The sequence below is a fragment of the Synechococcus sp. Minos11 genome (assembly GCF_014279855.1).
Classification (GTDB): domain Bacteria; phylum Cyanobacteriota; class Cyanobacteriia; order PCC-6307; family Cyanobiaceae; genus RCC307.
In genome coordinates, this window is record NZ_CP047953.1 from 852,272 (window position 1) to 877,129 (window position 24,858).

Consider the following 24,858-nt stretch of genomic DNA (forward strand, 5'->3'; position numbering starts at 1 on the left):
TCTGAGCGGTGCTCGATCGCCGCAGGCTGTGCGGGGTAAGCGCCTTGAAGGCTCCTCTTATGGCCGATAGCCAATCACAAGTTTTTGACGTCAATCTCACCGGTGGGGTTGTCACGATGTCTGATTTCGATCCCCTCCGCGGCGATCAACTCGATTTTGGCGATATCTCTGTTCATGGCCTGATCCTGGGCCAATTAGCTGATGGCACGGCGATCATCACCAGCCCCTGGAGCACCAGTAACTACATCGTTCTCGAGGGGGTTCGTTGGACTGATCTGACGGCAGCCAATTTTGTTCCTGTGGGCAATGAGCACCTGCGCCAAGACATTGGGGCGGTGCTCTCCTGGGAGCAAGATCTCGGCCCCCGCGATTCAGACACCGTCTATCTGCGTTCCCATGAGTACGGCGTTCAGGAGCGGGTGGAGAACTTTGACCCGCAAACCCAGAAACTCAACTTCCTCTATCTGGGCACCCGCGAGCGGCTCAGCGTTGAAGACACCAGCGAAGGCCTACTGATTAGCACGGAGCCCAGTGGCCAGAGCCTGTTGTTGGTGGGTGTGCTGCGCACCGATTTGGTGGCGGCCAATCTCGAGTTCCATCACGACCAGGTGATGGAAGACAACCTCGAGGAGCCCTTTGGCTTCTCGCAAGACGCGGTGAGTTTGGTCAGCCGCCAGGAGCTCTTTACACCACCAGCTCCCGAGGGGGACAGCACCGATGGACTGCAAGTGCGCAGTGGTGAGTCTGTACAAGCTGCGCCAGAGGTGGTGATCACCGAGGTGGATCACTCCAGCCATGGTCATGACCATGTCATGGGAGATCACGGTGTGATGGAGGCCATGGCTCAGCCCACTGAGGCGTTGATGCTCTCGGTGAGTGGGTCGTTGTATTGGGGCGGCATGGGCGGCACGCTCACCGTTGCCAATGGCGGCGACCAGGCTGTTGAAGATTGGTCGCTCAGCTTTCTGACCCGGCATCAGGATTTCCAGAGCTGGGCTGGGGATGTTGCTGTCGTTGAGCTGGAGGCAGGCCTGTATGAGGTGAGCCTCACCCCGGCCAGCTGGAACAACAGCATTGCGGCGGGGGGCAGCCTCAGCATTGATTTCAATGCCACCAGCGTTGGGCTGCCGAATGCCGGTGCGCTCACCAGTGAGCTCTTTTTTGCGGCAGATCCCAATACCGCGATGGCTGCCGCAGCCCCAGAGCCTGCCGGCGAATCAGTCGAGGTGGTTGAGCCTGTGGCCTCGCCTCAGCCCGTTGAGCCGATCGAGCCAATTGAAGCCGTCGTGGATCAAGCCCCCCCTGAACCCGTGGAGGAGGTCGCCAGCGCGCCTCTGGCCAGCACTCCAATCAACCCCGATCAAGATGTCTCCTTGCAGGTGAGCCTGGGCGACAGCTGGAGCGGCACCTACAGCGGAACACTTGAGCTGAGCAACACCAGCAGCGTTGCTTGGCCTGCTGGTTGGAGCGCCAGTTTCATTAGCGCTGATCCGCTCAAGCAAACCAGCAATCTCAGCCTCGAGCAGGAGCTCTTGGCTGATGGGCGTTATGCGGTCACTGTTTCAGCGGCGAGCTGGGCTGCTGATCAACCGTTGGCCGCTGGCGCATCGGTGAGCTCCTACTTCCAAGCCAGTGGCGATCTGGCCGGACGCACCACTGACGAGCTGTTTTCAAGTGGCTCTTTGCTGAGTTCTGAGTTGATAGAAGCGCCTGCTGTTGAGGCTGCACCTGAGCCGATTAATGAGCCCATCGCAGAGTCCGCACCTGAGCCTGCAACGGAGCCAGCTGCTGAGCCCAGTGCAGAAGTCATCGAGGAGCCAGCCCAGACACTCCCGGAAGCGCCCTTGGATGCGCCGCTTGAGCAGATGCCCACGATTGAGCCCGATCAACCCGCCCCGAGCGATGGCATGCGCGTCGTCGGCTACTTCGAGGAGTGGGGCATCTATTCACGCGACTTCACCGTTGCCGATGTGCAGGCCGCCGATCTCACCCACCTCAACTACAGCTTCTTTGATGTCAAAGCCAATGGGGATGTGACCCTGTTTGACTCCTATGCCGCCACCGAGAAGCGATTCAGCAGCGATGAGCAGGTGAGCCGAAGCTTCTCAGCAGCTGAGTGGGGTGGGTTAGAGGATTCACGCCGTGAGGCCTATGGCTCCAGTGGTGATTTCACGGTCACCACAGCAGCTGATGGTGACGTCAGCGTGCAGGCGGTGCCGATGGACTGGAACACCCCTGGTGCCTTGGCCGGCAACCTGCGCCAACTGGAGTTGCTCAAAGAGCTCAACCCTGAGTTGAACCTGGGCATCGCGCTTGGTGGTTGGACGCTCTCCGATGAATTCAGCCTGGCGCTCGACGATGCCGCTGGTCGGGAGGCCTTCACCAGCAACGTGATCGACACGCTGGAGCAGTACAGCTTCATCACCACCGTTGATTTCGACTGGGAATACCCAGGTGGTGGTGGAGCAGCTGGCAATGCCGTCAGTCTCGATGACGGCGCCAACTTTGAGGCCACCCTGCAGCTGTTGCGTCAGAAGCTCGATGGACTCGAGCAGAGCAGCGGCCAGAACTACGAGATCTCCATCGCCACCGCTGGCGGCGCCGATAAGCTGGCCAATCTCAACCTGGAGGGGATCGACCCCTACGTCGATTTCTACAACGTGATGGCCTACGACTTCCACGGCGGCTGGGAGTCGAGCACCGGGCATCAGGCCGCGATGACTGGCGATGCCGGCGGCTATGACGTGCTGACGGCGATCGATCAATTTGATCAAGCCGGAATTGATCGCAGCAAGGTGGTGTTGGGCGCTCCGGCCTACACCCGCGCTTGGGGTGATGTGACCGCTGGTGACGACTACGGCTACGGCGAATCCGGGGCCGCTAGCAGTGCTAGTGGATCGTTTGAAGCCGGCAACTACGACTACAAAGACATCCTCACGGGCGTTCAAGACGGCAGCTTTACCTTGCTCTGGGATGACGATGCCAAAGCGGCCTATGCCTACAACGCCGATGCCTTGATCTGGAGTTCGATGGAAACCACCGCCACCATCGCTGGCAAGGCCAGTTATGTGGAAGAGGCCGGGCTTGGCGGAATGATGTTCTGGGCCCTCTCCAATGACGCCAGTGGGGATCAGAGCTTGATTGGCGCAGCCAGTGATGTGCTGATGGGCCAAGGCACAGCGCAGCAGGTGGCTGATCGCGCCCCGGGATTTGATCAAGTGATCGGTGGTGATGGTGCCTTTGCACTCACCGATTTCACCGGCCTGGCCTGAGTTAGCTCAGAAGGTGTTCACCGTCGCGTAGGCGGTGGCGCCGGCCCTCAGGGGGCGCTGGCTGTTTTGCTCTAGCTGAATGCGCACCGGGAAACGCTGCGGCACCTTCACCCAGTTGCCCGTGGCGTTTTGTGGTGGCAACAGCGAGTAGTAAGCGCCACTGCCGGCGGAGATGTTGATCACTTTCCCGGTGAAACGGTGACCCGGGTACATGTCGAGCTTGATGCCGGCGTTCATGCCGGGGCGGATGCGGCGTATTTGGTCTTCTTTGAAATTGGCATCCACCCACCACTGGCCGTTATCAACCAGTTGAAACAACGCCTGACCTGGTTTGACGTACTGGCCAACGCGAATGCTGAAGCTGTTGCTGATGTAGCTATCCATCGGCGCGTAGTAACGCGTGTAGTTGAGGTCGGTCGTGGCTGAGCCCAGCTCGCTGCGGTGAGCTTTGATGCGCGCCTGCTGTTCCTCAATGCGTTTTTCAAGGCGTGTGATCTCCGCTTGGGCCCGTGCCACTTGGGCATCGGCTTCCAGGGTTGAGGCTTGCAGCTCCTGCTCCTTTTCCAGCGCCACCACCTGCTTGCTGAGCAGGTAGGCATAACGCTTTTGGTTGAGGCTGACGATCCAGCGCGCGGCCTCGTTGTTCTTCAGTTCATCGCGAGCCTTGCTGAGCTCCTGTTCCATGCTGGCCAAACGCGCCTGGCTGGCATCAAGCTGATTCCGCTTGGTGTCAACAATGAGCTGCAAAGGTCGAGGCTCAATTTCGTAGATCAGCTGGCCTTCTTTCACATACTCATTGGGCTGCACATGAATGGTTTTGATGTAACCCGCCACATAGGGCGCCACCGTGACGGTGTAGGCGTGCACGTAGGCGTCAGGGGTATTGGGGAAGTAGTGGCCGTAGACAAAAAAGATCGACAGTCCAGCCACCGCTGTACCACCCAGTAGTCCAGCAACCTTGATCAGCTTCTTGTTTTTGTGGTCCAGCGAATTGGCTCCGGCCATCGTCCAAGACCCGCTGGCCCCGATGTGGACCTTCAGACCCTAGGCGTCTGGCGGGGTTTGTCTTTGGCTTCTCGGTGAAGAAAAGGAAGAATGCCGAATCCAATCAAGAGGAAGCCCGTCAAGGTGGCTTGGTTGATGTAAGAGACCACCTCGGCTTGTTTGGCCAGACTGTGGTTGATCAACTCCAAGGAGGCCTGGCTCCAGTGGCTGCTGTGGATTCCCTCGATCATCTGGTTCTTGAGCGGTTCTGTGAACGTTTCAAGTCCATTGCTGTTGATTTGAATGTGGGAGCGAAACCGCTCCCAGCTGCCCTGGGTTGAGACGGTTTGAATCGCGCCGCTCACCCCGCCTGCCATCGACTTAGCGAAATTGGTGCCAAAGAAATTGACGGCGCTGGCGGTGGTGGTGAGTTCGGCGGGCACCGTGGCGAAAGCCATCAACAGCTCATTGAAGATCAGCCCGAAGCAGCAGCCAAGGCTGATCAGTTGCAGGGTCAAGTTGTGATTGCTTTGGTTGGATGTGGTGTGCGCCATCCACAAGGCTGTCAGGCCAAAGCCAAAGGTGCCGATGCTGGAAAAGATTTTGCGGGTTTTGATGCTGCGAGCGATGTAATAGGGGTTGATTCCTGGTGCAAATAGGTAAATAGTGGCGGTCGATGCAATCGCAAAGAACACAAATGGTGTGGCGTAGGTGCCTACTGTATTTCCAATCACCATCTCCATGAAGTGTGGGACGATCGCGAAGATTAAAAAGACAGCAAACAGAATCATCGTTATGTTCGAGCAGCTGATAACAAAGTTGATGTCGCTAAAAACTTTGGGGTTCAGCAGCGGTGGTGAACTGGCGAAGCGGATAAAAAATAGGATGATATGAATGAGTGAAAACGTTAATAAGATGATGTAGAAGCTGCTTTGAAACCATTCTTGTTGGTTGCCCACCACCAATGAACAGCTAAAGATTCCGAAACCAGCGCAGATCAAATAGAACGTCAGCCAATCGATGGCTTGGTTGGGATCGCCTTCATCAGATGGCATGTAGCGAATGATCAGCACCCAGGCGCTAAAGAGCAGCAGAGCCAAGCCGGCGTAAATCAAGCGCCAGCTCAAATACCAGGTGGTGTAGGCCGCCAGTGAGATTCCCACGGTGGCGCCAAAGGCAAAGTTGACGACGAACAGGCCTTTGCCGATCTCGCTGTAGGGCTTACCAATGCCGCCATTGAGGTATCCCCCAGCTAGGGCAGCGCAAACCGCTGCCCCAATTCCTTGCAAGACACGGAAGCCAATAAAAACCAAACTGTCCTGTGATACGGCTGCACCGATCAAGCCCACGATGAAAATCGCTGGACCGATGACGGCCATGCGTTTTTTGCCGTAGCACTTGCAGAGATTGCCCACAAACGTGAGCATCAACGCCAACGGAATCAAGAAGGCGTCCATGTACCAAACGCTGTGGTACGGCGTTCCTCCTAGATAGCCCCGGGCGTAATCATGCGCGGGCACACCCACCACGCCGGTGATGATGAAACACAGCATCAGCACCATGAAGGCGGCTGTTAACACGCCTCGGTTGGTGAGCCAGAAAGAAGCGCTGTAAGTAACCATTGTTCGGCACGTTAAGGGCCGTGAACGGCTCTGGCTTGCTAGCTAGGTGGAAACCATTGAGCTTTCCCTATGGCACGCCTCGTTGTGCTCGCCGTTGTTGGTCTCGCTGCAGCGCCGTTGCCTGCTCTGGCGGGCTCAGCCACATCCCAGTCGATTTGGAACATGGGTCATGCCTTGGGTCAGGCCAAAAGCCAGGTGCCCAATGGAGCCACGGTGACCGGGACCAATTGCAACGAGATCTATGTCGCGGATGATCCCCGCTGGACCTGCACCGTCACTTGGAAGTGAGCTTGTGGGCCTGGGCTTGATCAGCCAAAGCTGAGACGCTCATCCTCGACGTCAACGGCAGCGGTGCTGCCTTCGCTGTAGCGGCCCGCCAAGATTGCCTTGGCGATCGGCGTTTCCAGCTCCCGCTGAATCGCCCGTTTGAGTGGGCGGGCGCCATAGACCGGGTCATAGCCCGCGGTGGCCAGCCAGTCGGAGGCTTGCGCGCTCAGCTCAAGCTGGATCTTGCGTTCAGCCAAACGTTGGGCCAACCGTTGCACCTGCAGATCAACGATGTGACGCAGCTCATCGGCCCTGAGGCTATGGAAGATGATCGTTTCATCGAGGCGATTGAGGAATTCCGGGCGGAAGTGAGCCCGTAGTGCCTCATTCACCCGCTCTTCCATCTCGCTATGGCGGCTGTCATCCCCGCCGAGATCGAGGATCGATTGGCTGCCGATGTTGCTGGTGAGGATCAGCACGGTGTTGGTGAAGTCCACCGTGCGCCCTTGGCTATCGGTGACGCGGCCGTCATCGAGGATCTGCAGCATCACGTTGAAGACATCGGGGTGGGCTTTTTCCACCTCGTCAAACAGGATCACCGCATAGGGCCGGCGGCGCACCGCTTCGGTGAGCTGGCCGCCTTCTTCAAATCCCACATACCCAGGAGGCGCGCCGATCAAACGACTGACGGCGTGCTTCTCCATGTATTCGCTCATGTCGATGCGCACCATGGCGTCATCGCTGTCGAACAGTTGGTTGGCGAGGGCTTTGCTCAACTCGGTTTTACCAACACCGGTGGGGCCAAGGAAGAGGAATGATGCAATTGGCCGGCGGGGATCGGAGAGGCCAGCGCGGGAGCGTTGGATCGCATCGGCAACGGCACGAACCGCATCGCCTTGCCCAATCACGCGCTGGTGCAAGTGCTCTTCGAGCTCGAGCAGTTTTTCCATCTCCGAGCGCGCCAGCTTGCTCACCGGGATTCCGGTCCATTTGGCGATCACCTCAGCGATGTCGTCTTCGGTGACCTCTTCCCTCAGCAGTTGGTTGGCTTCGCCTTCACTGGCGGCCAGCTCGGCTTCGCTGCTCTCGAGTTGGCGATTCAGTTCGGCCAGGGTGCCGTATTCCAGCTCAGCGGCTTTGTTGAGGTCGTAGTTGCGCTTGGCCTGCTCCACCTGCAGCTGAACCTGCTCAATCTCCTCTTTGAGGGACTGCAGGGCATCAATGGCGCCTTTCTCCTTTTGCCATTGGGCATTGAGGCTGCTCTGTTGTTCGGCGAGTTCAGCAAGCTCGCGCTCGATGCGTTCGAGCCGCTCCATGCTGGCGCTATCAGATTCGCGCCCCAGCGAGAGCTTCTCCATCTCCAGCTGCAGGATCTTGCGATCGATTTCATCGATCTCCTCCGGCTTGGAGGTGATCTCCATCTTCAGCCGAGCGGCTGATTCATCCACCAGGTCGATCGCTTTATCCGGCAGGAAGCGATCAGCGATGTAGCGGCTGCTCAGCACCGCGGCAGCCACCAGGGCTGTGTCGGCGATGCGCACACCGTGGTGCACTTCATAGCGTTCCTTGAGCCCGCGCAGGATCGAGATGGTGTCTTCCACCGTTGGTTGATCAACGAACACCTGCTGGAAGCGCCGCTCTAGGGCGGGGTCTTTCTCGATGTGTTGTCGGTGCTCATCGAGGGTGGTGGCACCGATGCAGCGCAGCTCGCCGCGGGCCAGCATCGGCTTGAGCAGGTTGCTGGCATCCATGGCGCCGCCTGTGGCCCCGGCTCCCACCACGGTGTGGATTTCATCGATGAACAGCACGATCTGACCATCGCTGCTGGTGACTTCTTTGAGCACGGCCTTGAGCCGTTCTTCGAACTCACCGCGGTACTTGGCGCCGGCAATCAAGGCACCCATATCCAGGGCAATCAATTGCCGGTTTTGCAGCGCGGATGGCACATCGCCATTGACGATGCGCTGGGCCAGGCCTTCAACAATCGCCGTTTTACCCACTCCGGGTTCGCCGATCAGCACCGGGTTGTTTTTGGTGCGGCGGCTCAGGATTTGGATGGTGCGTCGGATCTCTTCATCACGTCCGATCACGGGGTCCAGCTTTCCGTCGCGGGCGGCAGCGGTGAGATCACGCCCGTATTTCTGCAGCGATTCGTAGGTGCCTTCCGGGTTTTGGTCGGTCACGCGTTGGCTGCCGCGCACCGCTTGGATCGCTTCGCGCAGGGTTTTGTCCTGAACGCCATTGTCCAGTAGCAGCTGACGCCCGCAGCGGGAATCGCCTGCCAATGCCAGCAGTAAGTGCTCGATGGAGATGTAGCTATCGCCAAACTCTTGTTTGTTGCGCTCGGCTTGCTCCAGCAGGCTTTGCAGTCCCTTGCCCAGGTAGACGTTGTCTGGAGCTGTGCTCAAACTCGGTTGCCGTTGCAGATACAGCTCCACTTGTTGGCGCAACAGATCGGCGTTAGCACCAGCCTTCTCCAGGATGCGGACCGTTAATCCTTGGCTCTGTTGCAGCAGGGCCAGCAGCAGATGTTCGGTCTCCAGCTGCTGCTGTTTGTGTTGCTGCGCCAGGCCCTGAGCGGCCACAACGGCAGCCCAGGCCTGCTCTGTGAATTGCTCAGCGGTTGGTTGCATCACGGTGTTGGTCGTCTCTCTCGGTTCTGCGCTCACCGTATGGAGCTTTGGGCTGGCTCCGGTGTGGAGGGCCGAACCAGGTGTTATCGGTTCTCACCACCGCAGTACGGCCAGCCTCACCAGCGTGGTTCGGTTGTGGCGTTAGGGCGTGGCGATTTCGCTGCGATAGCAAAAGCGCAGCGGGCAGCCATCAGGCCCGTAGATGGCATCCATTTTCGAGAGGCAGCCGCGGGCGTTTTTCTCAGCCACCCGCACAGGCGGAATCTTGGTGGGTTGATACAGGTAATCGCCTTTAGACACCAACCAAGGGCAGCCGCCTGGGGTGACTCCAGGCATGGTTTGGGCCAGCAGCAGCAAGGTGCTGGCGGGAAGAGCCAGGGGCATGGCGCATCGATCCCACTGCTTGGGTTGTAGCTCAGTAGGCTCGCGCCATGACTGAGCCCTCACAAGAACTGCTGAAGCAGCTGGCCTCTGAGGTGGCCCAGCTCGAGCGAAACCAAGCCGATCTTGAGCGCAACTGCTGGATGGTGGTGCACCAACACCGTCACGGGATGTTCCCTAGCGAATACGACATCCGCGAAATCGATGAAGATCTCTACCTAGCTCTGCTGGCCCATTGCCGCGCTTAGGCACAAAAAAGCCCCCTCGTTGGAGGGGGCTTTGAGTGGATTGGGTTTGCCGCAAAAGCGGAATCAAGCCCAGCCTTTGCTGGCCATGTCTTCGACGTAGGCAGCCACATCAGCGATGTCACCATCGGAGAGCTTGCCGCCGAAAGCGGGCATGGCGTTCTTGCCGTTGGTCACCTGGTAAGCGATAGCAGCTTCGTGGCCGTCGCCATAGTTCGCCAGGTAGGCGTCAAGGGCTTCAGCTTTGAGGGTGCGCTCACCGTTGACAACGTTGCCGCCACCCATGTGGCAAGCCACGCAGTTGGCGGAGAAGATTTGACCGCCGTGGGCGACATCAGCAGCAAAGGCAGGAGCGGTGCCGAAAAGCAGGGCACAGCAGAGGGCCAGCAGGCCAAACAGACGACGCATCGGGCGTAGGTAAGTTCCCGTACAACCTAGAGATCACAAGGCACAGCCATTAGTGCCTTGCAATGCTTTGACATGTTCTATTTAAAGAGCGCCGCGCCGGGGTAGTCCGGCGTCTTCAAACACGGCTTCCAGCGTGGCGGCATGGGAGGTCATGCCAAAGCGCTCCGGCGGGCTGATCGGATCGTGCACAAAGTGGCGCTGGCGAATGCTGAAGCGGTCCCACTCATTCATTTCGATCGGCAGGATTTTGATCAACAGCTGAATCAGCCAGTTCCACAGCGGAATTCCAGGCGGCCGCCAAACACCGCGCCAGCGGCAGAGCTCCGCCACCGTTTGATTCACGCTCACCGACGGTTGCCCCAGCACCAAGCGGCGCACAGCGCCTTGGCCGGCTTCGGGGTTGGCTTGATGGGGGTTAAGCGCCAGGTGGCAGCACACCTGGGCGATGTCAGCGGCATGGATGAAGTGGAAGCTGGCATCGGCCCTGAGGCAGCGCGCGAGCCAGAGGTAGCGGCAGGCGTCACGCAATCCGGCCGTGAGGTAGCTCGTTGGGAAGGGGCTGGTCCCGTTAACGCGGCCGCCGAACACCAGCGTGGGGAAGATCGCCACGCAACGGCCCGCTAAGGGGTGCTGCTCAAGCTGCCCCAAACAGATGGCCTTGGTTTGGATGTATTCGGTGCCGTAGGCCTCCGCCTCGCTCAGTAGCTGCAGATCGCGGTTGAGGATGCTGGCGGTGGAGAAGTAGATCACCTGCTCCAGCTTGCTTGGATCCAGGCGCCCCAACAGTTCTTTCACGGCCACCACATTCACCTGCTGGGCCCGTTCGGGATCGCCCCAGGCCGTGGCGGTGTGGATCACGCGGGTGACCGTGGCGAGCTCGTCCGCATGGGCCTGCTGCTCGCGCAGGTCGCTCACCAGCAAGGTGATGCGCGGGTGGTTGGCGGGAACGGCCGTCAGCTTGGCTGGATCGCGCAGCCACAGCAGCAACTCCGCATCGGATTGCTCAAGCAGCTGTTTGGCGATGTGTTGACCAACGCAGCCGCTGGCGCCAGTGATCAGGATCCGCGCTGGGGCGCTGCTCACACGCGTGCCCCGATGCGATCCATCACGGTTTTGCCAGCTTCAAAGAAGGCGGCTCCATTTTCCTCAGGTGTGCCGGGCAGGATGCCGTGGCCCAGGTTGAGGATGTGGCGCCGACCGCGGGCTTTGCGCACCGTGTCATCGATGCGGGCGCGGATGGCTTCAGGTGTGCCGAACAGCAGGCCGGGGTCCACATTGCCCTGCACGCCGAGGTGGTGAGGCAGGCGAGCACAGCCATCGGCCATGTCAACGGTCCAATCGAGCGAGATGAAGTCCACACCGGTGCGGCCCATCCGCTCCAGCACCCCGGCGCTGCCCGAGATGTAGAGAATCATCGGGGTGTCGGGGTGGGTCTGCTTGACCAGCTCCACCACCTTGCGCTGATAAGGAGCAGCAAACGTGTCGTAGTCCGCGGGGCTCAGCTCACCGGCCCAGGAATCAAACATCTGCACCACCTGGGCGCCGGAATCGATCTGATAACGCAGGTAGGTGGCGATCGATTCAGCGAAGTGGTTGAGCAGCTTGTGCAGCATCTCAGGCTCGCGGAAGGCCATGGCCTTGATCACCGCATAGTTCTTGCTGCTCTTGCCTTCCACCACATAGGCGGCCAGGGTCCAAGGAGCGCCCACAAAACCAAGCACCGTGGCGTTGTTGCCAACGCTGCTGCGCAGCCGGCCGAGCACCTCGCCAACAAATGGCATGGTTTCAGCGGGCACCAGCGGCCGCAAGGCTTCCACCTGGGCCAGGTTGCGGATCGGATCGTTGATCTGGGGGCCCTTACTTTCGATGATGTCGAAATCAATCCCCATGCCGGGCAGCGGCGTGAGGATGTCGGAGAACAGAATCACGCCGTCGGGCTGAAAGGCGTTGTAGGGCTGCATCGAGATCTCGTAGGAGAGATCTGGGTTCTCCGAGCGTTCGCGGAAGGAGGGGTATTTATCGCGCAGATCCCGGTAGATCTTCATGTACCGGCCGGCCTGACGCATCATCCAGACCGGAGGACGCTCCACTTGCTCCCCACGGGCGGCGCGCAACAGCAGGGGCAGGGCGTCACTCATGGGGCCAGAACAGTTAAGTCAGCCGCTGACGCTACCCGAGGGATCCGCCCAATTTGGCTGCAGCTTCATCCTTTGCTGCTTCTCGTTGCCGGTTCGGGTCGTGTTTGAACACCATCACGGTCAATGGAGGTAGGCAGAGATCGAGGGATTGCCCATAGCTGTGCATGCCCCAGTCGTCGCTGAATTTGCCGCCGAGATTGCCCTGGTTGCTGCCGCCATAACGGGCGCCATCACTGTTGAACAGCTCGGTGTAGAAGCCATCGACCGGCACACCAATGCGGTAGTTGCCATGGCCTTCGGGGGTGAAGTTGCAGACCACCACAACCCAATTGCCTTCCTTCTCGTCGCGGCGCATGAAGCTCACCACGCTGTGGTTGGTGTCGTCGCAATCAATCCACTGGAAGCCGAAACTATCGAAGTCGTTGCGCCACAGCGCTGGCTCTGATTTGTAGAGCGCGTTGAGGTCATCCACCAGATTCACCACACCCTGGTGCTCGGGGAATTGGAGCTTGTCCCACTCCAGATCACCCCAGACATTCCATTCGCCCCGTTGGGCGAATTCCATTCCCATGAAGATGGTCTTCTTGCCCGGGTGCGTCCACATGTAGGTGAGCAGCGCCCGCACATTGGCGAATTTGAGTTCATCGCTGCCGGGCATCTTGTGCAGCAGATGGCTCTTGCCATGCACGACTTCGTCGTGGCTGAGGGCGAGCATGAAGTTCTCGGTGTGGGCGTACCAGATCGAGAAGGTGATGTTGTTCTGGTGGAACTGGCGGAACCAGTGATCCAGCTCGAAGTAATCGAGCATGTCGTGCATCCAGCCCATGTTCCACTTGAGGTTGAAACCCAAGCCACCCATCGAGGTGGGCATGGTCACCAGGGGCCAGGTGGTCGATTCCTCGGCAATGGAGAGCGCGCCAGGGAAGTAGTGGAACAGCACCGAATTGGCCTGCTGCAGGAAGCGCACGGCTTCGAGGTTTTCGCGGCCGCCATGCTCGTTGGCGATCCATTCGCCATCGGGGCGTAGGTAGTCGCGGTAGAGCATCGAAGCCACGGCATCGACGCGAATGCCGTCGATGTGGAGTTCTTCAAACCAGAAGACGAGGTTGGCAACCAGGAAGTTGCGCACCTCATTGCGGCTGTAGTTGAAGATCAGCGTGCCCCACTCCTTGTGCTCGCCGATTCGCGGATCACCGTGCTCATAGAGGTGGCTGCCATCAAAAAAGGCCAAGCCATGGGCGTCTTTGGGGAAGTGCCCGGGCACCCAATCGAGGATCACGCCAATGCCTTCGGCATGGCAGCGGTCCACAAAGGCGCGGAATTCGTCGAGGGTGCCAAAGCGGCTGGTGGGGGCATAGAAGCCCGTCACCTGATAGCCCCAGGAGCCATCAAAGGGGTGCTCCGCCATCGGCATCAGCTCGATGTGCGTGAAGCCGCGTGCTTTCACATAAGGAATCACCCGATCGGCGAGTTCCGGGTAGGTCAGCAGGCGGGCGCCTGGCTTGAGATCGGCAGCCGGCACAGGCGCTCTGGGGGTGCCATCGGCCTCGATGTAGGGCTCATCCCAGCTGCCATGCATCCAGCTGCCCATGTGCATCTCGTACACCGAGACGGGCTGCTCGAGCGGGTTGCGGTTGTCGCGCTGCTTCAGCCAGGCGTCATCGCCCCACTGATAGCCCTTGAGGCTGGCCACCACCGAGGCTTGGGCTGGGCGCACTTCGTGCTGGAAGCCGTAGGGGTCGGCTTTCTCGTAGCAGTGTCCCTGTTGGGTGTGGATTTCGTATTTGTAGTGGGCGCCTGCACCGAGTCCAGGCACAAACAGTTCCCAGATGCCGCCGATCCGCTGCTGCATCGGCAGGTGGCGGCCATCCCAGTTGGTGCAGTCGCCAATCACCGAAACGCTGCGGGCGTTGGGAGCCCACAGGCAGAACTGCACTCCTGCAACACCGTCTTGCAGGTGGGGGTGGGCCCCCATTCGCTGCCAGATGTGGTGGTGATTGCCTTCGGCGAACAGGTGCCGGTCCATGGCTCCCATCCACTCCTGGCGGAAGGCATAGGGGTCGTGCTGCTCGTGGGTGATCCCGGCGCGCTCGACGCGCAGGCGGTATTGGGATCCGGGATTGCTGCTCAGTTCGCCTTCAAAGATCCAAGCGTGATGCGGGTTTTCCAGAGCATGTTCATGGCCTTGGTGCAACAGCACCACGCGGGAGGCCTCGGGCATCCAAACCCTCACCACCCAGCGGCCGTCTTCGAGTTGTTGCGGGCCAAGCACCGCTTGGGGATGGTCGTGATTGCACTGGGCCAGGCGTTCCGCGTCCTTGCTCATCCAATCGAGGGTTGCCAGAGCCATCCGGGCGGAGCTGATTTGTTCGGCGGAGCCTAAACCGATTTACTCAGTGCGCCGCTCATCAGCGAGCCATTGCGTTGAGCTGCAGCCTGCTGGATGACAAATCGGCGATCAGGGTGGTGATGTTTGGGTTGCAGCTGATCTGCGGCCAGGCCGAACCAGCGAGTGACAGCCGCAGCCGGTCGCCCGTCTCGAGTGAGGCGAGCAGGGGTTGAAAGCTCAGCGTCCGCTCCAGGCGGTCTTGGCCGTTGTCGCTGGCAACACGCAGAACCCCAGTGCAGAGCTGCAGCACCTGGGATTGGCCAGCCCGCAGCACCGAGATCGCCCCGCAGAGATCAAAGCTGTGTTGATCCGAGCGGATGCTCAGCAGCAGCTCAAATTGACCCCAGAGCTCCAGTGGTTGCTGCAGCGCAGCCGTTGTGAAACAAGCCACATCAGCGCGCCCATCAAGATCAGCGCGATCGCATAGGCCCGCATCGAGCCCCAAATGCCCCCCGCGTCCGGGCACCGCGCGCCAGGGGTCATGCACCCACACCAGTTGGCCATGGCCGCTTTGCTGCGCTTTGAGTTCCCCTTCATCGCTGCAGCTGGCGGCGAGCCCATGGCTGCTTAGGCCCCACTGCAGATCTGGGCTGAGGCGTGGATCCCTCCGCTTCCAGTGGTGGCTGAGCAGGTCGTAGGCCCAGCAGCTGGGCTGCTCTGGCCTGCTTTGGCCGCGCAGGTGCTGATCAAAAAAGGCCAGCTGCCATTGGTCAACGCGGCCGCAGGCTTCAGGCCCCATGTCACAGCTGCCAACGCGGCGGTCCCAGCTGAGGTGGCTCCAGGGGCCAATGATCAGCTCAGGCGATCCGCCGCACTTCAGCGCTTGCTGCCAGAGATCGAGGCCGCCACGCAGGTAGGGGTCGCACCAGCCCTCCAGCAGTTGCATCGGCCTGCGTAAGCGTTCGGGGTTTGGCTGGTGGCATGCCCACTCCGCCGCTTGGCTGGGGTCGTTTTGCAGCCACTGCAGCACGGGGTTGTTGGAGTCGTGCTGCTTGAGCAGCGCCAGGCCATGGCGGCTCTGCTGGGCGCCCGCCAGGCAATCTTTGATGGCCTGCCAGGCGTGTTGATCACCGCGGCGCCGGCAGCTTTCGGCAGCCAATTGCAACCCCCAGCTCAGCGACAGCACCCACCAATGCGCTCCTCCCTCGCTGGCCCAATGCAGGCGCTCATCGAGCCCACACATCGCTGGGGCTAGGGCATCGGGTTGCAGGTTGGTATCTGTGCCGAGCAGTTGGGTGAGTCCTTGGTAGCTAAAGCCGTAGCTGCCTACCCGGCCATTGCAGAGCGGGTGTGCTTTAAGCCAGGCCAGAGCGTCATCGCCGTCTGTGGCTTCGCTGGCAAATCCGCTGAACTCGCCGCCCGAGTCGCCGCGTCCGCGCACATCAAGCACCAACACCAAATACCCCTGCTGGGCGTACCAGCTGGGGTGGGCGTAGACCACGGTTGAAGCGATGCGCGCCCCATAGGGCTGTCGCATCAAAAGGGCTGGAAAAGGGCCAGGGCCGTTAGGCGTCCAAAGCAGGCCACTGAGTTCAACCCCGTCCCGCAGCGGCAGGGAAACGGGGGAGCCGATCACGGCAATCAGCGCACGTCAGGGCAATACATGCCCACCACATAGGTGGTGAGAATTTCAGCATCCAATGGGCTCAAGCCTTGCTGAGCGGCGGTGGCCTGAATGGCTGCCGGATCATGGGCTTTCTGGCCGCTGGCATTGAGCTTGCGGAACTGACCGCAGAGCTGGGTGGCCAGCTGCTTGTTTTGTTTCACGGTCTCGAGCAGCTGGCTTGCTGCAGCGTTGGCGCTGCCCAAGCTGAAACAGGCAGCCAAGCCCAACACCAGTTGAAGATGGCGGCGTTGCAGCATCGAGAACCCGGTTCGGCTGTTTTTATTTCAGTCGTCAGAAAACACCTTGGGGGGCTTGACGGTGTCAGTTCCTGGTCCGACCCGTCGCAGGTTGGACCAGGGTCACCTCGCCGCTGCGCAGGTCTTTGGTGGCTTCTGCCAGCACGGTGGGCTTGCTGCTGCCATTGCTTTGGGCTTGCAGCTGACGCAGCCGCACATGCACCAGGCCATCGCTGCTGTTGCGGCCGCCGCCCCGCAGATTGCTGGCCACCTGCTCCGCGCTCGGGCCGGCTGCTTCCAGGGGGAAATCAGCCCCGGCGGCGGCCACCACCAAATTGCTGCCGTTGTCGAACACCACCGGCACCACCAGGGCGCCCTCAATGCTGCTGCGGGGGCTGTAGCTGATGGCAAAGGCGCCGCAACCTGCTGCCAGCAGCAGCGTGAAGCTGCTCACCCCAACCAAGCGAAAGCGCACCCCCCAACCCATCACAAAGGCCAGCACGGTCAGGACCAGCAGCACACCTCCGGCAATCGCCAGCCAGCTACCGGCCTTTAACAGCAATGGATCAGCCACCATGGAGCGTCCGGGCAAACGAACCTATATTGCGCCGACTCCGGACAAAAAGCGCCGTCGGGCATGGGGCGATCGATCCGGCGTGTGCTTCTTCCCCTCTCGAGCGCGGCGCTGCTGACGCTTGCCGGTTGCTCAACCCAGCCGCGTTGGGATGCCGAGGGCTTTCACAACTGGCTTGAAAAGCAACTCAGCGCTGGTCTGAACCATCCCGTTGAGCTCGGCCCCCTGCTGGGGTTTGGGCTGCAGGGCTTGGAATTTGGGCCCACGCGCGTCTTGCCCTCCGCCTCAGATGGCTCGCAGATGTCGGTTGAGCGCCTGACCCTGCTGCCAGATCTGATCAGCAGCGTGCGCCAGGGCAGTGCTGTGGCCCAAATCGGACTTGGCAATTTGCAGCTGCAGCTGCAGCGCAATGCCCAAGGGCGCCTGTGGACGTTCCCCCAACTCGCCGGCCAAGCGCCGCCGCGGCTGCGCTTGAAGCTCCAGCTTCTTGATGCGGCGCAATTCAGCATTGGTGGCGCTCGGCCCTGGCGCTTCACCGGTGGCCGCCTCGATCTGAACTTGGCCAGCCAGCAATTCCGCTTTGGTGGTGCCTTTCGGCCCAAGGGCTTAGGCCCGCGCCAAACCCAGCTGGCCATGCGGGTGCAAAACAGCTGGGGCAGGCGGCCTGCTCTGGATCTGCGTCTGCAGCTGCGGCGCCTGTCCTTGCCAGCTCTGGGCAGCCTGGCGGAGGCCTGGCCTAGCCAGATCAGCTCAGGTGAAGCCTCGGGTTCCTTGCGGCTCAACCGTCAAGGCCAGCAATGGCGCTGCCAAGGGCCTTTGCAGCTCAAGCAGCTCCGTATTGGTGCGTTCAGTAGTCCGCAGCAGCGTTGGCGCTGTGGCGGAACCAGCCTGGAGCTGAAGACCAGTCCCTGGCGCTGGGCTGATCGCCGCGGTGATGCGGCCGCCAAAGTCTTGTGGCGTGGGGCCCCTTGGCAGCGCCTCAGCCTGCAGCGCCTGCGGGTGCGCTCAGGTACCTCCCGGCTACTGGCCAAGGGTGAATTACGGCCAGATCTGGAGCTCAAACTCAACAGCTTGCGGCTGGATCCCAGCTGGTTGGGGCTGGACGGTCAGCCCCTGGTCGTTCGCGGCCAGGGCAGAGATGGTCTTTGGCAGTTGCAGCTTGACGCTCCTGAACTCAACAGTGCTGTTGGCTCCTTTGGCTTAAACGGAACAGTCGATGCCCGCTGGGGTAACGGCGATCCCTTGCTGGCGCTCGACAGCCAACTGGAGCTGAAACGGCTGAATAGCGCAGCTCCGCCCGTGGCCATCAAGCCCCTGAAGCTCGCCATCCAGCGTGAAGCCAATGCTTTGTTGTTCAAGGGCGATGCCCGTTTGGATGACCTCAGCCCTGTGGAGCTGCAAGGGCGTTGGTCAGCCGCTGGAATCAAGGCCGAATTGAGCGTCCAGGATCTGCCCTTGCAGACCCTCGATCCCGACTTGGGCGGTGAATTCGCTGGCAGCTTGACGGTGGAGGGCAAGCCCAATCAGCCCAAGGTTGCGGCCCGCTTCAGCCTGCTGCAACCCAGCGTTGCCGGCCTGCAAGCCCCTGAGTTGTGGCAGGGCAGCTGGCAACCGGGCTCCTTGCGCTTGTCATCAGCCAGCACGCAGGTGGTGGCCCGTTTGAAGGACAACCGTTTGCAGTCGCTGCAGGCGGTGAAAGGCGATGGAACGATCAGCGTGGTTCCCAGTGGCGGTGCCTATCGCTGGGCGGCGCGGCAGTGGGCTTTGGCTCCGCTGCACTTGGGTTTGCGCGGTAATCGCCCCTTGCCGCTCAATGGCGTGCTCGAAGGCAATGGCCGCCTTGGCCTCGATCCGCTGTTCTTGCAAGGCCAGGCCAGCGTGAGCGATCCAGCCTTGGCTTGGATCAAGGGCCGTCAGCTGCAGCTCAGCGGCGTGTTGCGTTACCCGGGCTTTGACTTCAGCGCTGAGGTGCTGCCCCAAGGCAGTGGTTCGGTGCAGTTGAGCAGCCGCGGCGCCTGGAATGGCCCACTGAACTTGCAAGCCGAGGCGCGCAAGCTTCAGCCCGGAGGGGTCTTGAGGTTGCTTCAAGACTTGCGGCGTCCGGCGGCCCAACGCCCCGATGGTCGTGCCAGTGATCTCGGCAGCTTTGCCATCGACACCCTCGGTACCAGCTTGGATGCCCAGATCAAGGCGCTGCAGCAAGCCCAAGAGCGTCTTGCCATTGAGCGTCCAGCCAAGGGCAATGACGGCCGCATTCCTTTGGCCGATGTTGAGGGTCTGATGGATGCCGACCTCAGCGTTAAAGGTGCGTCGCCATCGGCTCTTTGGATGCGCCTAGCAGCGCGCGGTCACCTCTGGTTGCGCGGCGAGGATCGCGATACGGCGTTGCAGTTGGAGCCGTTTGTTGCCGAAGTCAACGGCCCGCTTGGCACCGGTGATGGCTCATTCAGTTTTGCCGGATTGCCCCTCGGCTTTTTGGCTTTGCTCACGCCGGTGCCTGCAGGCCTTCGCGGTGCCCTGCGCGGCAGCGGCAACTGGCGGATTGGTGATGGGCTGCCAACCCTCGATTTGGATCTAGCGCTGCAGCAGGCCACGCTCGCTGGTCAGCCCTTGAACTTGAAACGCGGCCGGCTGTCTCTCGATGGACGCGAGTTGGATGTGGATCTCTCCCTGCAGGGGGGCGAGTCGAAAAACACGGTTGATTTGGCTGGCCAAGTGCCTTTGGACCCGGTGGAGGATGGCTTTGAGCTGCGCGCCTCCAGCCGCGGTGATGGCTTGGTGTTCCTCACCGCCTTGGCTGGTGGACAGCTGCAGTGGCAGCAGGGAAGCATCGACCTGCAGTTGTTAGCCCGCGGCACGCTCGCCAATCCCATCGTCAACGGCTTTCTGCGGGTTGGTGATGCTGCTTTCGTCGTGGCTGGTCAAAGCGTCGAGGCCGTGAAGGCCACAGCGTTTTTTGATTTCCAGCAATTGCAGCTGGAGCGCTTCACGGCTCGCTCAGGGGAAGGATCCATCAATGGGCAAGGCAACTTGGCCTTCCGCCAAGAGGGCGGCGAACCTGGCCTGAATTTCACGATCAAGGCTTTCCCCATCCGTAGGCCCGATGCACGTCTGCAGGTGGATGGCTCGTTGAAGCTGCAAGGCAGCTTGCGCCAGCCGGCCTTGGGGGGCGAGGTCAAGCTCAGTCAAGGTTCGATCACGGTGTCCCCCAGTGAGCTCAGCTCCGCTGGTGGACCGTCGGTACCTGTCGATCAAGCGGTGCCGGAAGCTTCTTGGGATTTCCAGCAGCCCGTTGTGGTTAGAGGGCCCCGGGTGGAATCAGCCGATGGCGCTGCCGTGCGCCGGCGGGTGCCCACCTTTGGGCCGCTGAGCTTCCGCAACTTGCGCGTTGCCTTGGGCCCTCAGCTGCGGATTGCAGCGCCACCGGTGGCGGAATTTCTCACTGGAGGCTTGCTCACTTTCAACGGCCCAGCAGGTCCTGATGTGCGCATCTCCGGTGTGGTGAAACTCCTCAAGGGCCGCGTCAGCTTGCTGACCAATGTGCTCAAGCTCGATGCCAGCAACGTCAACGTGGCCGTGTTTACGCCGTCGTTGGGTTTGCTCCCCTACTTGGATGTGGCGTTCACCACCCGCGTCTCCGACCGCGTGGGCGGCATCGATGGCGATGAAGTGGTGAGCAGCAATGAGCTCCAGGGCAACTTCTCCAACCTGGATCGCCTCAACTTGATCAAGGTGATCGTGGCCTACAGCGGGCCTGCTGATCGCCTGTCATTCGACACCCTGAACTTGCGCAGCCAACCGCCGCTGCCGCAGGAGCGCTTGGTGGCCCTGTTGGGTGGCAACAGCCTGGCGAGCCTGGCCACGGGAAATGCTGGAACGGCAATTGCCACCTTGCTCGGCGGGTCGTTGCTGTCGCCATTGATCAGCGGCTTCAGCAACCTCTTTGATGACCGGGTGACTGCTTCGCTGTACCCAGCGTTCCTGGAGCCCTATGCCGAGGACTCCCGCAATCAAGGCCGGGTGCCATCCCAGCTGGTGCTGGGAGCCGAGGTCGGAGTGGATCTGAGCGACCGCTTCAACTTCTCGGTGTTAACGGCACCAAATCGAAGTGATATTCCACCGGAGGCGGTGTTGCGCTACCAAGCCACCGACAAACTGGGTGTGCAGGGCGCCCTCGACCAACAGGGGCGCTGGCAGGGACAGCTGCAAGTGTTCTTCCGCTTCTAGCCCTGCTCAGGCTTAATGGAGGCAGTGGAGTGGTGGTGATGGCGAAGCCGCACCGTCAGGTGATTGGGGTGGATATCGGTGGCACTGGCCTCAAGCTGGGTCGTTTTGATAGCGAAGGCCAGCTCTTGGCGGAGCAGCTCTGCCCGACACCCCAACCACCCGCCCCCGGTGCCATCACAACGGCGCTGGTGGAAGCCATTGAGGCGCTTGATCCAGAGCGTCAAGCCGATGCGGTCGGTGTGGGGCTGCCCGGCCCGATGGACCGCAGCGCGCGGGTGGCTCAGGTCTGCATCAATCTCCCGGGTTGGCAGCACGTTCCGTTGGCCGAGTGGCTGGAGGCACGCCTGCAGCGCCCGGTCACGTTGGCCAACGATGGCAATTGCGCTGTGCTCGGTGAGCAGTGGCTTGGTGCCGCCAAAGGAATCGATGACGTGGTGCTGTTGACCCTGGGCACGGGCGTTGGTGGCGGGGTCATCCTTGGCGGCCAGCTCTTTCTTGGTCGCCGCGGTGCTGCCGCTGAACCTGGATTGATTGGCCTGGATCCGGCAGGCCCGCCATGCAACAGCGGCAACAACGGTTCGATCGAGACTTTTTGCAGCATTGGTGCCCTCACCCGTTGGGCTGGCTGCCCCCCCGATGAGCTCTCCAGGCGCGCCACACACGGCGATGCGGAAGCCCTTGAGGCTTGGCAGCGCTATGGCCAGCTTTTGGGCTGCGGCATCAGCTCGTTGGTCTATGCCTTCACCCCCGAGCGCGTGTTGTTGGGGGGCGGCCTCAGCGCTGCATTTCCCTTTTTTGCCGGCAGTCTTCAGCAGGAGGTGGAGCGCCGTGTGCTGGCTCCAAGCCGCCAGGATCTGGTGATTGCACCGGCCAGCTTGGGCAATGGGGCTGGCCGCTTGGGCGCGGCTCGCTTGGCGTTGGAGCGTCTGCCAGGCCGCCAGGGATGATGCATGGCAGTCCCCCTGCCCAGGCGTTGAATCAGGCTGTTCCCGATCCCTCCCCTGAACTGCTGGCCCGTGCTTCGAGCCTGAGGCGCCATGCCATTGATCTGGCCCAGTGCTCCGATCAGCAGCGCCAGGAGGCCCTGCGGGCGATGGCCGATGCCCTCGAGCAGCAGCGTCAGGCGATCTTGTTGGCCAACCAGGAGGACCTTCAGGCAGCCGAGCAGGAACAGCTAGCCCCAGCCCTGCTGTCGCGGCTCAAGCTCGATCCCACCAAGCTCGATGGGGCCATTGCTGGCATCCGCCAGTTGGCCCAGCTGCCCGACCCATTGGCGCAACGCCAACTGCACCGGGCGCTGGATGAGGGGCTCGTGCTCGAGCGCATCAGCGTTCCCCTTGGTGTCGTGGGGGTGATTTTTGAGGCCCGTCCTGATGCTGTGATGCAGATTGCCGCGTTGGCGATTCGCTCGGGTAATGGCGCCATCTTGAAAGGCGGGCGCGAGGCCAACCGCAGTTGCAGCGCAATCCTTGCGGCTCTGCAGCAAGGCCTTGCCCGCTCGGCTGTGCACCCCGATGTGTTGACGCTGCTCACCAGCCGCGAAGAAAGCTTGGCGCTGCTCAAGCTCGATGGGCTGGTGGATCTGATCATCCCAAGGGGGTCCAATGCCCTGGTGCAATTCATCCAGGACAACACCCGCATCCCCGTGTTGGGGCATGCCGATGGCATTTGCCATCTCTATGTGGATCGCCAGGTGGATCTGGATCAGGCCGTTGCGGTGGCGGTCGATAGCAAGGCGCAATACCCAGCGGCCTGCAATGCCATCGAAACGCTGCTGCTTCACAAGGAGATCGCCCCAGCTTTTCTGGCCGCGGCACTGCCCGCTTTTGCCCAGGCAGAGGTGGAATTGCGAGGCGATGGGGCTGCGATGGCGCTTGGGGTGAGTCAATCCGCCAGCGATGACGACTGGGCCACGGAGTATCTCGATCTGGTGCTCAGCATTCGCGTGGTGGACTCGATGGATGAGGCGTTGGAGCACATCGCCCGCTACAGCTCGCGCCACACCGAGGTGATCTGCACCACTAACACCGAGACGGCCGAGCGCTTTTTGGCTCGGGTCGATAGCGCTGGGGTGTATCAAAACTGCTCATCGCGCTTTGCCGATGGTTTTCGTTATGGCTTTGGCGCTGAGGTGGGCATCAGCACCCAGACACTGCCGCCCCGGGGGCCCGTGGGTTTGGAAGGCTTGGTCACCTACCGCTACCGCCTGCGCGGTGATGGCCACATCGCTGCTGATTACGCCAGTGGGGCGCGCCAGTTCACCCACCAAAATCTGCCGTTGTGAGCGATCGCATTGTTGTTCGGGACCTGCGGCTGTGGGCCCACGTGGGCGTGCTGGAGCAAGAACGCCAATTGGGCCAATGGTTTTCCCTTGATTTTTGGCTCGCCCATGACCTGCAACCGGCTGGCCGCAGCGATGAATTAGCCGACACCCTCGATTACGCCGAAGCCGTTGCCTTGATTCGCGAGCTCACCGCGTCGTTGCGGTGCCAAACGCTGGAGCATTTTTCTGAGCGCGTTCTCGATTTGCTGCAACAGCGCTATGGAGCGATCTCCATGGGCCTGGAGTTGCGGAAGTTAGCGGCGCCAATTCCTGGATTTGATGGCACGGTGGCAGTACAGCGCCAGCGTCATGGGGATGCATCAGCAGCGATGGGATATCGCCAAGATTCGCCGGCGTCATAAGGCTTACCGGAATCTGCTCCTGTTGGAGCTGGTGCTGATTTGGTTGATTCCCTTCTCCCAGCGCTTCCCGCTGATCATTGATCTGGGTGCCGTCGCGCTGGAGGTGTTCTTTCTCAACCTGGTGGTTCACCTCTCTGTGCTGCGCTCTGGTCGGCGCTTGGTCTACGCCCTTGGTGGCTGCTCGTTGTTGGTTGAGTTGCTGTGGATCATGTCCCGCCATGGGAGCGCTGCCGCGGCCATGCCAGTTCCCTGGATCGGGAGCCTGGCGCTGCTGCGCTTTGTGTTGTTTGTGCTCTTTTTCGGGCTGGTCCAGGTGCGGCTGGTGCGGTCGTTAATCCGTGAGCCGTTTGTCACAACGTCGGTCTTGATGGGTGCCGCGGCTGGCTATGTGCTGATTGGTTTGTTGGGTGGGGTGCTGCTCAACACCTTGTTTCTGCTCCATCCGGTGGCCTTTGGAGGGCTGCCCTCTCCCCCCGATGCCACGCTCACCATGGCGTCCCTTGAGTTGCTCACCACCGTGGGCTCAGGTGCCCTGGTGAGCTCCAATTTGGCGGCGCAAGCGGCCGCCTTCACGATCACGCTGACGGGGCAGATGTATGTGGCGATTTTGATTGCCCTGGTGCTGGGCCGGTTTCATCGCCGTGTTCCCCATTGAAGAGAGAACGCCAGAGCCGTTCCTGCTCTATGGCCTCTAGCGTTCCCTCCAGCGGGAAAGCCGCCAGGAAATCTTTGTCGGCTAGGGGCTCATAGGGCCCCTGCTTGATCTCAAACATCACCGAGTCAGCGTCCAGCGCCACCAGCGTGTGGAACAGCCCTTCGGCCAGTTGCACGCCGCGCACCTCACCGCTGGCTTCGAGCCGTTCGCGCTGCAAGACCTCGCCTGCGCTGTTCAACACCAACAGGCCAACACTGCCTTGCAGCACCACAAAACACTCAAAACCGGCCCCGGCCTGTTCGCGCCGATGACGATGGGGGCGAACATAGGTGCCCGGTTGCAGCACGTTGAGGAAGCGCTGCACCAGATCACTTTCTTGGTGCAGGTTGTGGTTTTTGCGTCGCCTTGGGCTGGCTGCAGCGCGTTGAGCCACCTGCGCGAACAGGCTCTCCGTGATTCGAGCTACGGCCTCAGGGGCCATGGCATGGCGGGCAAAGTAACTCCATTGTCTAAGAGCCTGAAACCTTCTGGAGCAG

General features: G+C 61.1%; 20 protein-coding genes. 8 read left to right on the plus strand and 12 right to left on the minus strand.

Translation table 11 applies throughout. The features are described from left to right. The first annotated feature begins 116 nt into the window (after positions 1-116). Positions 117-3,272: a glycosyl hydrolase family 18 protein gene (locus SynMINOS11_RS04635; protein WP_255445495.1), complete on the plus strand. Its 3,156-nt coding sequence runs from the start codon at positions 117-119 to the stop codon at positions 3,270-3,272. 6 nt (positions 3,273-3,278) lie between these two features. Here the strand turns inward: SynMINOS11_RS04635 and SynMINOS11_RS04640 are convergent, their stop codons facing one another. Both SynMINOS11_RS04640 and SynMINOS11_RS04645 read right to left on the minus strand, forming a co-directional pair. Then, the gene (locus SynMINOS11_RS04640) at positions 3,279-4,277 is read right to left on the minus strand and encodes an HlyD family secretion protein (protein ID WP_186550149.1); all 999 of its coding nucleotides are present in this window, start codon (positions 4,275-4,277) and stop codon (positions 3,279-3,281) included. Between the two features lie 32 nt (positions 4,278-4,309). Continuing rightward, positions 4,310-5,878 (minus strand): MFS transporter, encoded by a 1,569-nt coding sequence (locus tag SynMINOS11_RS04645; protein WP_186550151.1) that lies wholly within the window; start codon positions 5,876-5,878, stop codon positions 4,310-4,312. Positions 5,879-5,947: 69 nt separating this feature from the next. On the opposite strand from SynMINOS11_RS04645, the gene SynMINOS11_RS04650 reads away from it, so the two are divergent. Beyond that, the gene (locus SynMINOS11_RS04650) at positions 5,948-6,166 is read left to right on the plus strand and encodes a hypothetical protein (protein WP_186550152.1); all 219 of its coding nucleotides are present in this window, start codon (positions 5,948-5,950) and stop codon (positions 6,164-6,166) included. Between the two features lie 20 nt (positions 6,167-6,186). Here SynMINOS11_RS04650 and clpB read toward each other — a convergent pair whose 3' ends face one another. Both clpB and SynMINOS11_RS04660 read right to left on the minus strand, forming a co-directional pair. Further along, positions 6,187-8,778 carry an ATP-dependent chaperone ClpB gene (clpB, locus tag SynMINOS11_RS04655; protein ID WP_186550716.1) on the minus strand — a complete coding sequence of 864 codons (2,592 nt, stop codon included), beginning with the start codon at positions 8,776-8,778 and terminating at the stop codon, positions 6,187-6,189. 141 nt (positions 8,779-8,919) lie between these two features. Then, positions 8,920-9,162 (minus strand): hypothetical protein, encoded by a 243-nt coding sequence (locus SynMINOS11_RS04660; protein WP_186550154.1) that lies wholly within the window; start codon positions 9,160-9,162, stop codon positions 8,920-8,922. 47 nt (positions 9,163-9,209) lie between these two features. Between SynMINOS11_RS04660 and SynMINOS11_RS04665 the strand changes: the two genes are divergently transcribed. After that, positions 9,210-9,407, plus strand: coding sequence for a hypothetical protein (locus tag SynMINOS11_RS04665; RefSeq protein ID WP_186550156.1), 198 nt, complete (start codon positions 9,210-9,212; stop codon positions 9,405-9,407). Positions 9,408-9,470: 63 nt separating this feature from the next. Here the strand turns inward: SynMINOS11_RS04665 and SynMINOS11_RS04670 are convergent, their stop codons facing one another. The 7 genes from SynMINOS11_RS04670 to SynMINOS11_RS04700 all read right to left on the minus strand — a co-directional run bounded on the left by SynMINOS11_RS04670 (position 9,471) and on the right by SynMINOS11_RS04700 (position 16,758). After that, complete coding sequence (locus SynMINOS11_RS04670) at positions 9,471-9,812, minus strand: c-type cytochrome (protein ID WP_186550159.1); 342 nt, start codon at positions 9,810-9,812, stop codon at positions 9,471-9,473. A gap of 81 nt (positions 9,813-9,893) precedes the next feature. Next, the gene (locus SynMINOS11_RS04675) at positions 9,894-10,895 is read right to left on the minus strand and encodes an NAD-dependent epimerase/dehydratase family protein (RefSeq protein WP_186550161.1); all 1,002 of its coding nucleotides are present in this window, start codon (positions 10,893-10,895) and stop codon (positions 9,894-9,896) included. Further along, on the minus strand, positions 10,892-11,950 hold the full coding sequence (gene hemE, locus SynMINOS11_RS04680) for a uroporphyrinogen decarboxylase (RefSeq protein WP_186550163.1): 1,059 nt from the start codon (positions 11,948-11,950) through the stop codon (positions 10,892-10,894). Before hemE ends, SynMINOS11_RS04675 begins: the two co-directional genes overlap by 4 nt. A gap of 31 nt (positions 11,951-11,981) precedes the next feature. Beyond that, the gene (gene glgB, locus SynMINOS11_RS04685; protein ID WP_011935337.1) at positions 11,982-14,300 is read right to left on the minus strand and encodes a 1,4-alpha-glucan branching protein GlgB; all 2,319 of its coding nucleotides are present in this window, start codon (positions 14,298-14,300) and stop codon (positions 11,982-11,984) included. A 58-nt stretch (positions 14,301-14,358) separates the two neighbouring features. After that, entirely contained in the window at positions 14,359-15,915 is a 1,557-nt protein-coding gene (locus SynMINOS11_RS04690) for a CocE/NonD family hydrolase (protein ID WP_186550165.1), read from the minus strand. 5 nt (positions 15,916-15,920) lie between these two features. After that, entirely contained in the window at positions 15,921-16,202 is a 282-nt protein-coding gene (locus SynMINOS11_RS04695; protein ID WP_011935339.1) for a hypothetical protein, read from the minus strand. Between the two features lie 64 nt (positions 16,203-16,266). After that, a complete protein-coding gene (locus SynMINOS11_RS04700) occupies positions 16,267-16,758 on the minus strand; it encodes a Ycf51 family protein (RefSeq protein ID WP_186550167.1) in 492 nt (163 codons plus the stop codon). Positions 16,759-16,818: 60 nt separating this feature from the next. Here SynMINOS11_RS04700 and SynMINOS11_RS04705 point away from each other — a divergent pair, with 60 nt between their 5' ends. The 5 genes from SynMINOS11_RS04705 to SynMINOS11_RS04725 are packed head-to-tail and all read left to right on the plus strand — an operon-like array spanning position 16,819 to position 24,322. Continuing rightward, complete coding sequence (locus SynMINOS11_RS04705) at positions 16,819-20,982, plus strand: translocation/assembly module TamB (protein WP_186550169.1); 4,164 nt, start codon at positions 16,819-16,821, stop codon at positions 20,980-20,982. A gap of 38 nt (positions 20,983-21,020) precedes the next feature. Beyond that, a complete protein-coding gene (locus SynMINOS11_RS04710) occupies positions 21,021-21,929 on the plus strand; it encodes an ROK family protein (RefSeq protein ID WP_186550171.1) in 909 nt (302 codons plus the stop codon). Next, positions 21,926-23,266 carry a glutamate-5-semialdehyde dehydrogenase gene (locus tag SynMINOS11_RS04715; protein ID WP_186550173.1) on the plus strand — a complete coding sequence of 447 codons (1,341 nt, stop codon included), beginning with the start codon at positions 21,926-21,928 and terminating at the stop codon, positions 23,264-23,266. The genes SynMINOS11_RS04710 and SynMINOS11_RS04715 overlap by 4 nt, the downstream gene beginning before the upstream one ends. Then, a complete protein-coding gene (gene folB, locus SynMINOS11_RS04720) occupies positions 23,263-23,667 on the plus strand; it encodes a dihydroneopterin aldolase (protein WP_186550175.1) in 405 nt (134 codons plus the stop codon). The genes SynMINOS11_RS04715 and folB overlap by 4 nt, the downstream gene beginning before the upstream one ends. Further along, positions 23,585-24,322 (plus strand): hypothetical protein, encoded by a 738-nt coding sequence (locus SynMINOS11_RS04725; RefSeq protein WP_186550177.1) that lies wholly within the window; start codon positions 23,585-23,587, stop codon positions 24,320-24,322. The genes folB and SynMINOS11_RS04725 overlap by 83 nt, the downstream gene beginning before the upstream one ends. Here the strand turns inward: SynMINOS11_RS04725 and SynMINOS11_RS04730 are convergent. After that, the gene (locus SynMINOS11_RS04730; RefSeq protein WP_186550179.1) at positions 24,243-24,803 is read right to left on the minus strand and encodes a WbuC family cupin fold metalloprotein; all 561 of its coding nucleotides are present in this window, start codon (positions 24,801-24,803) and stop codon (positions 24,243-24,245) included. The genes SynMINOS11_RS04725 and SynMINOS11_RS04730 overlap by 80 nt on opposite strands. Positions 24,804-24,858: the final 55 nt, after the last annotated feature.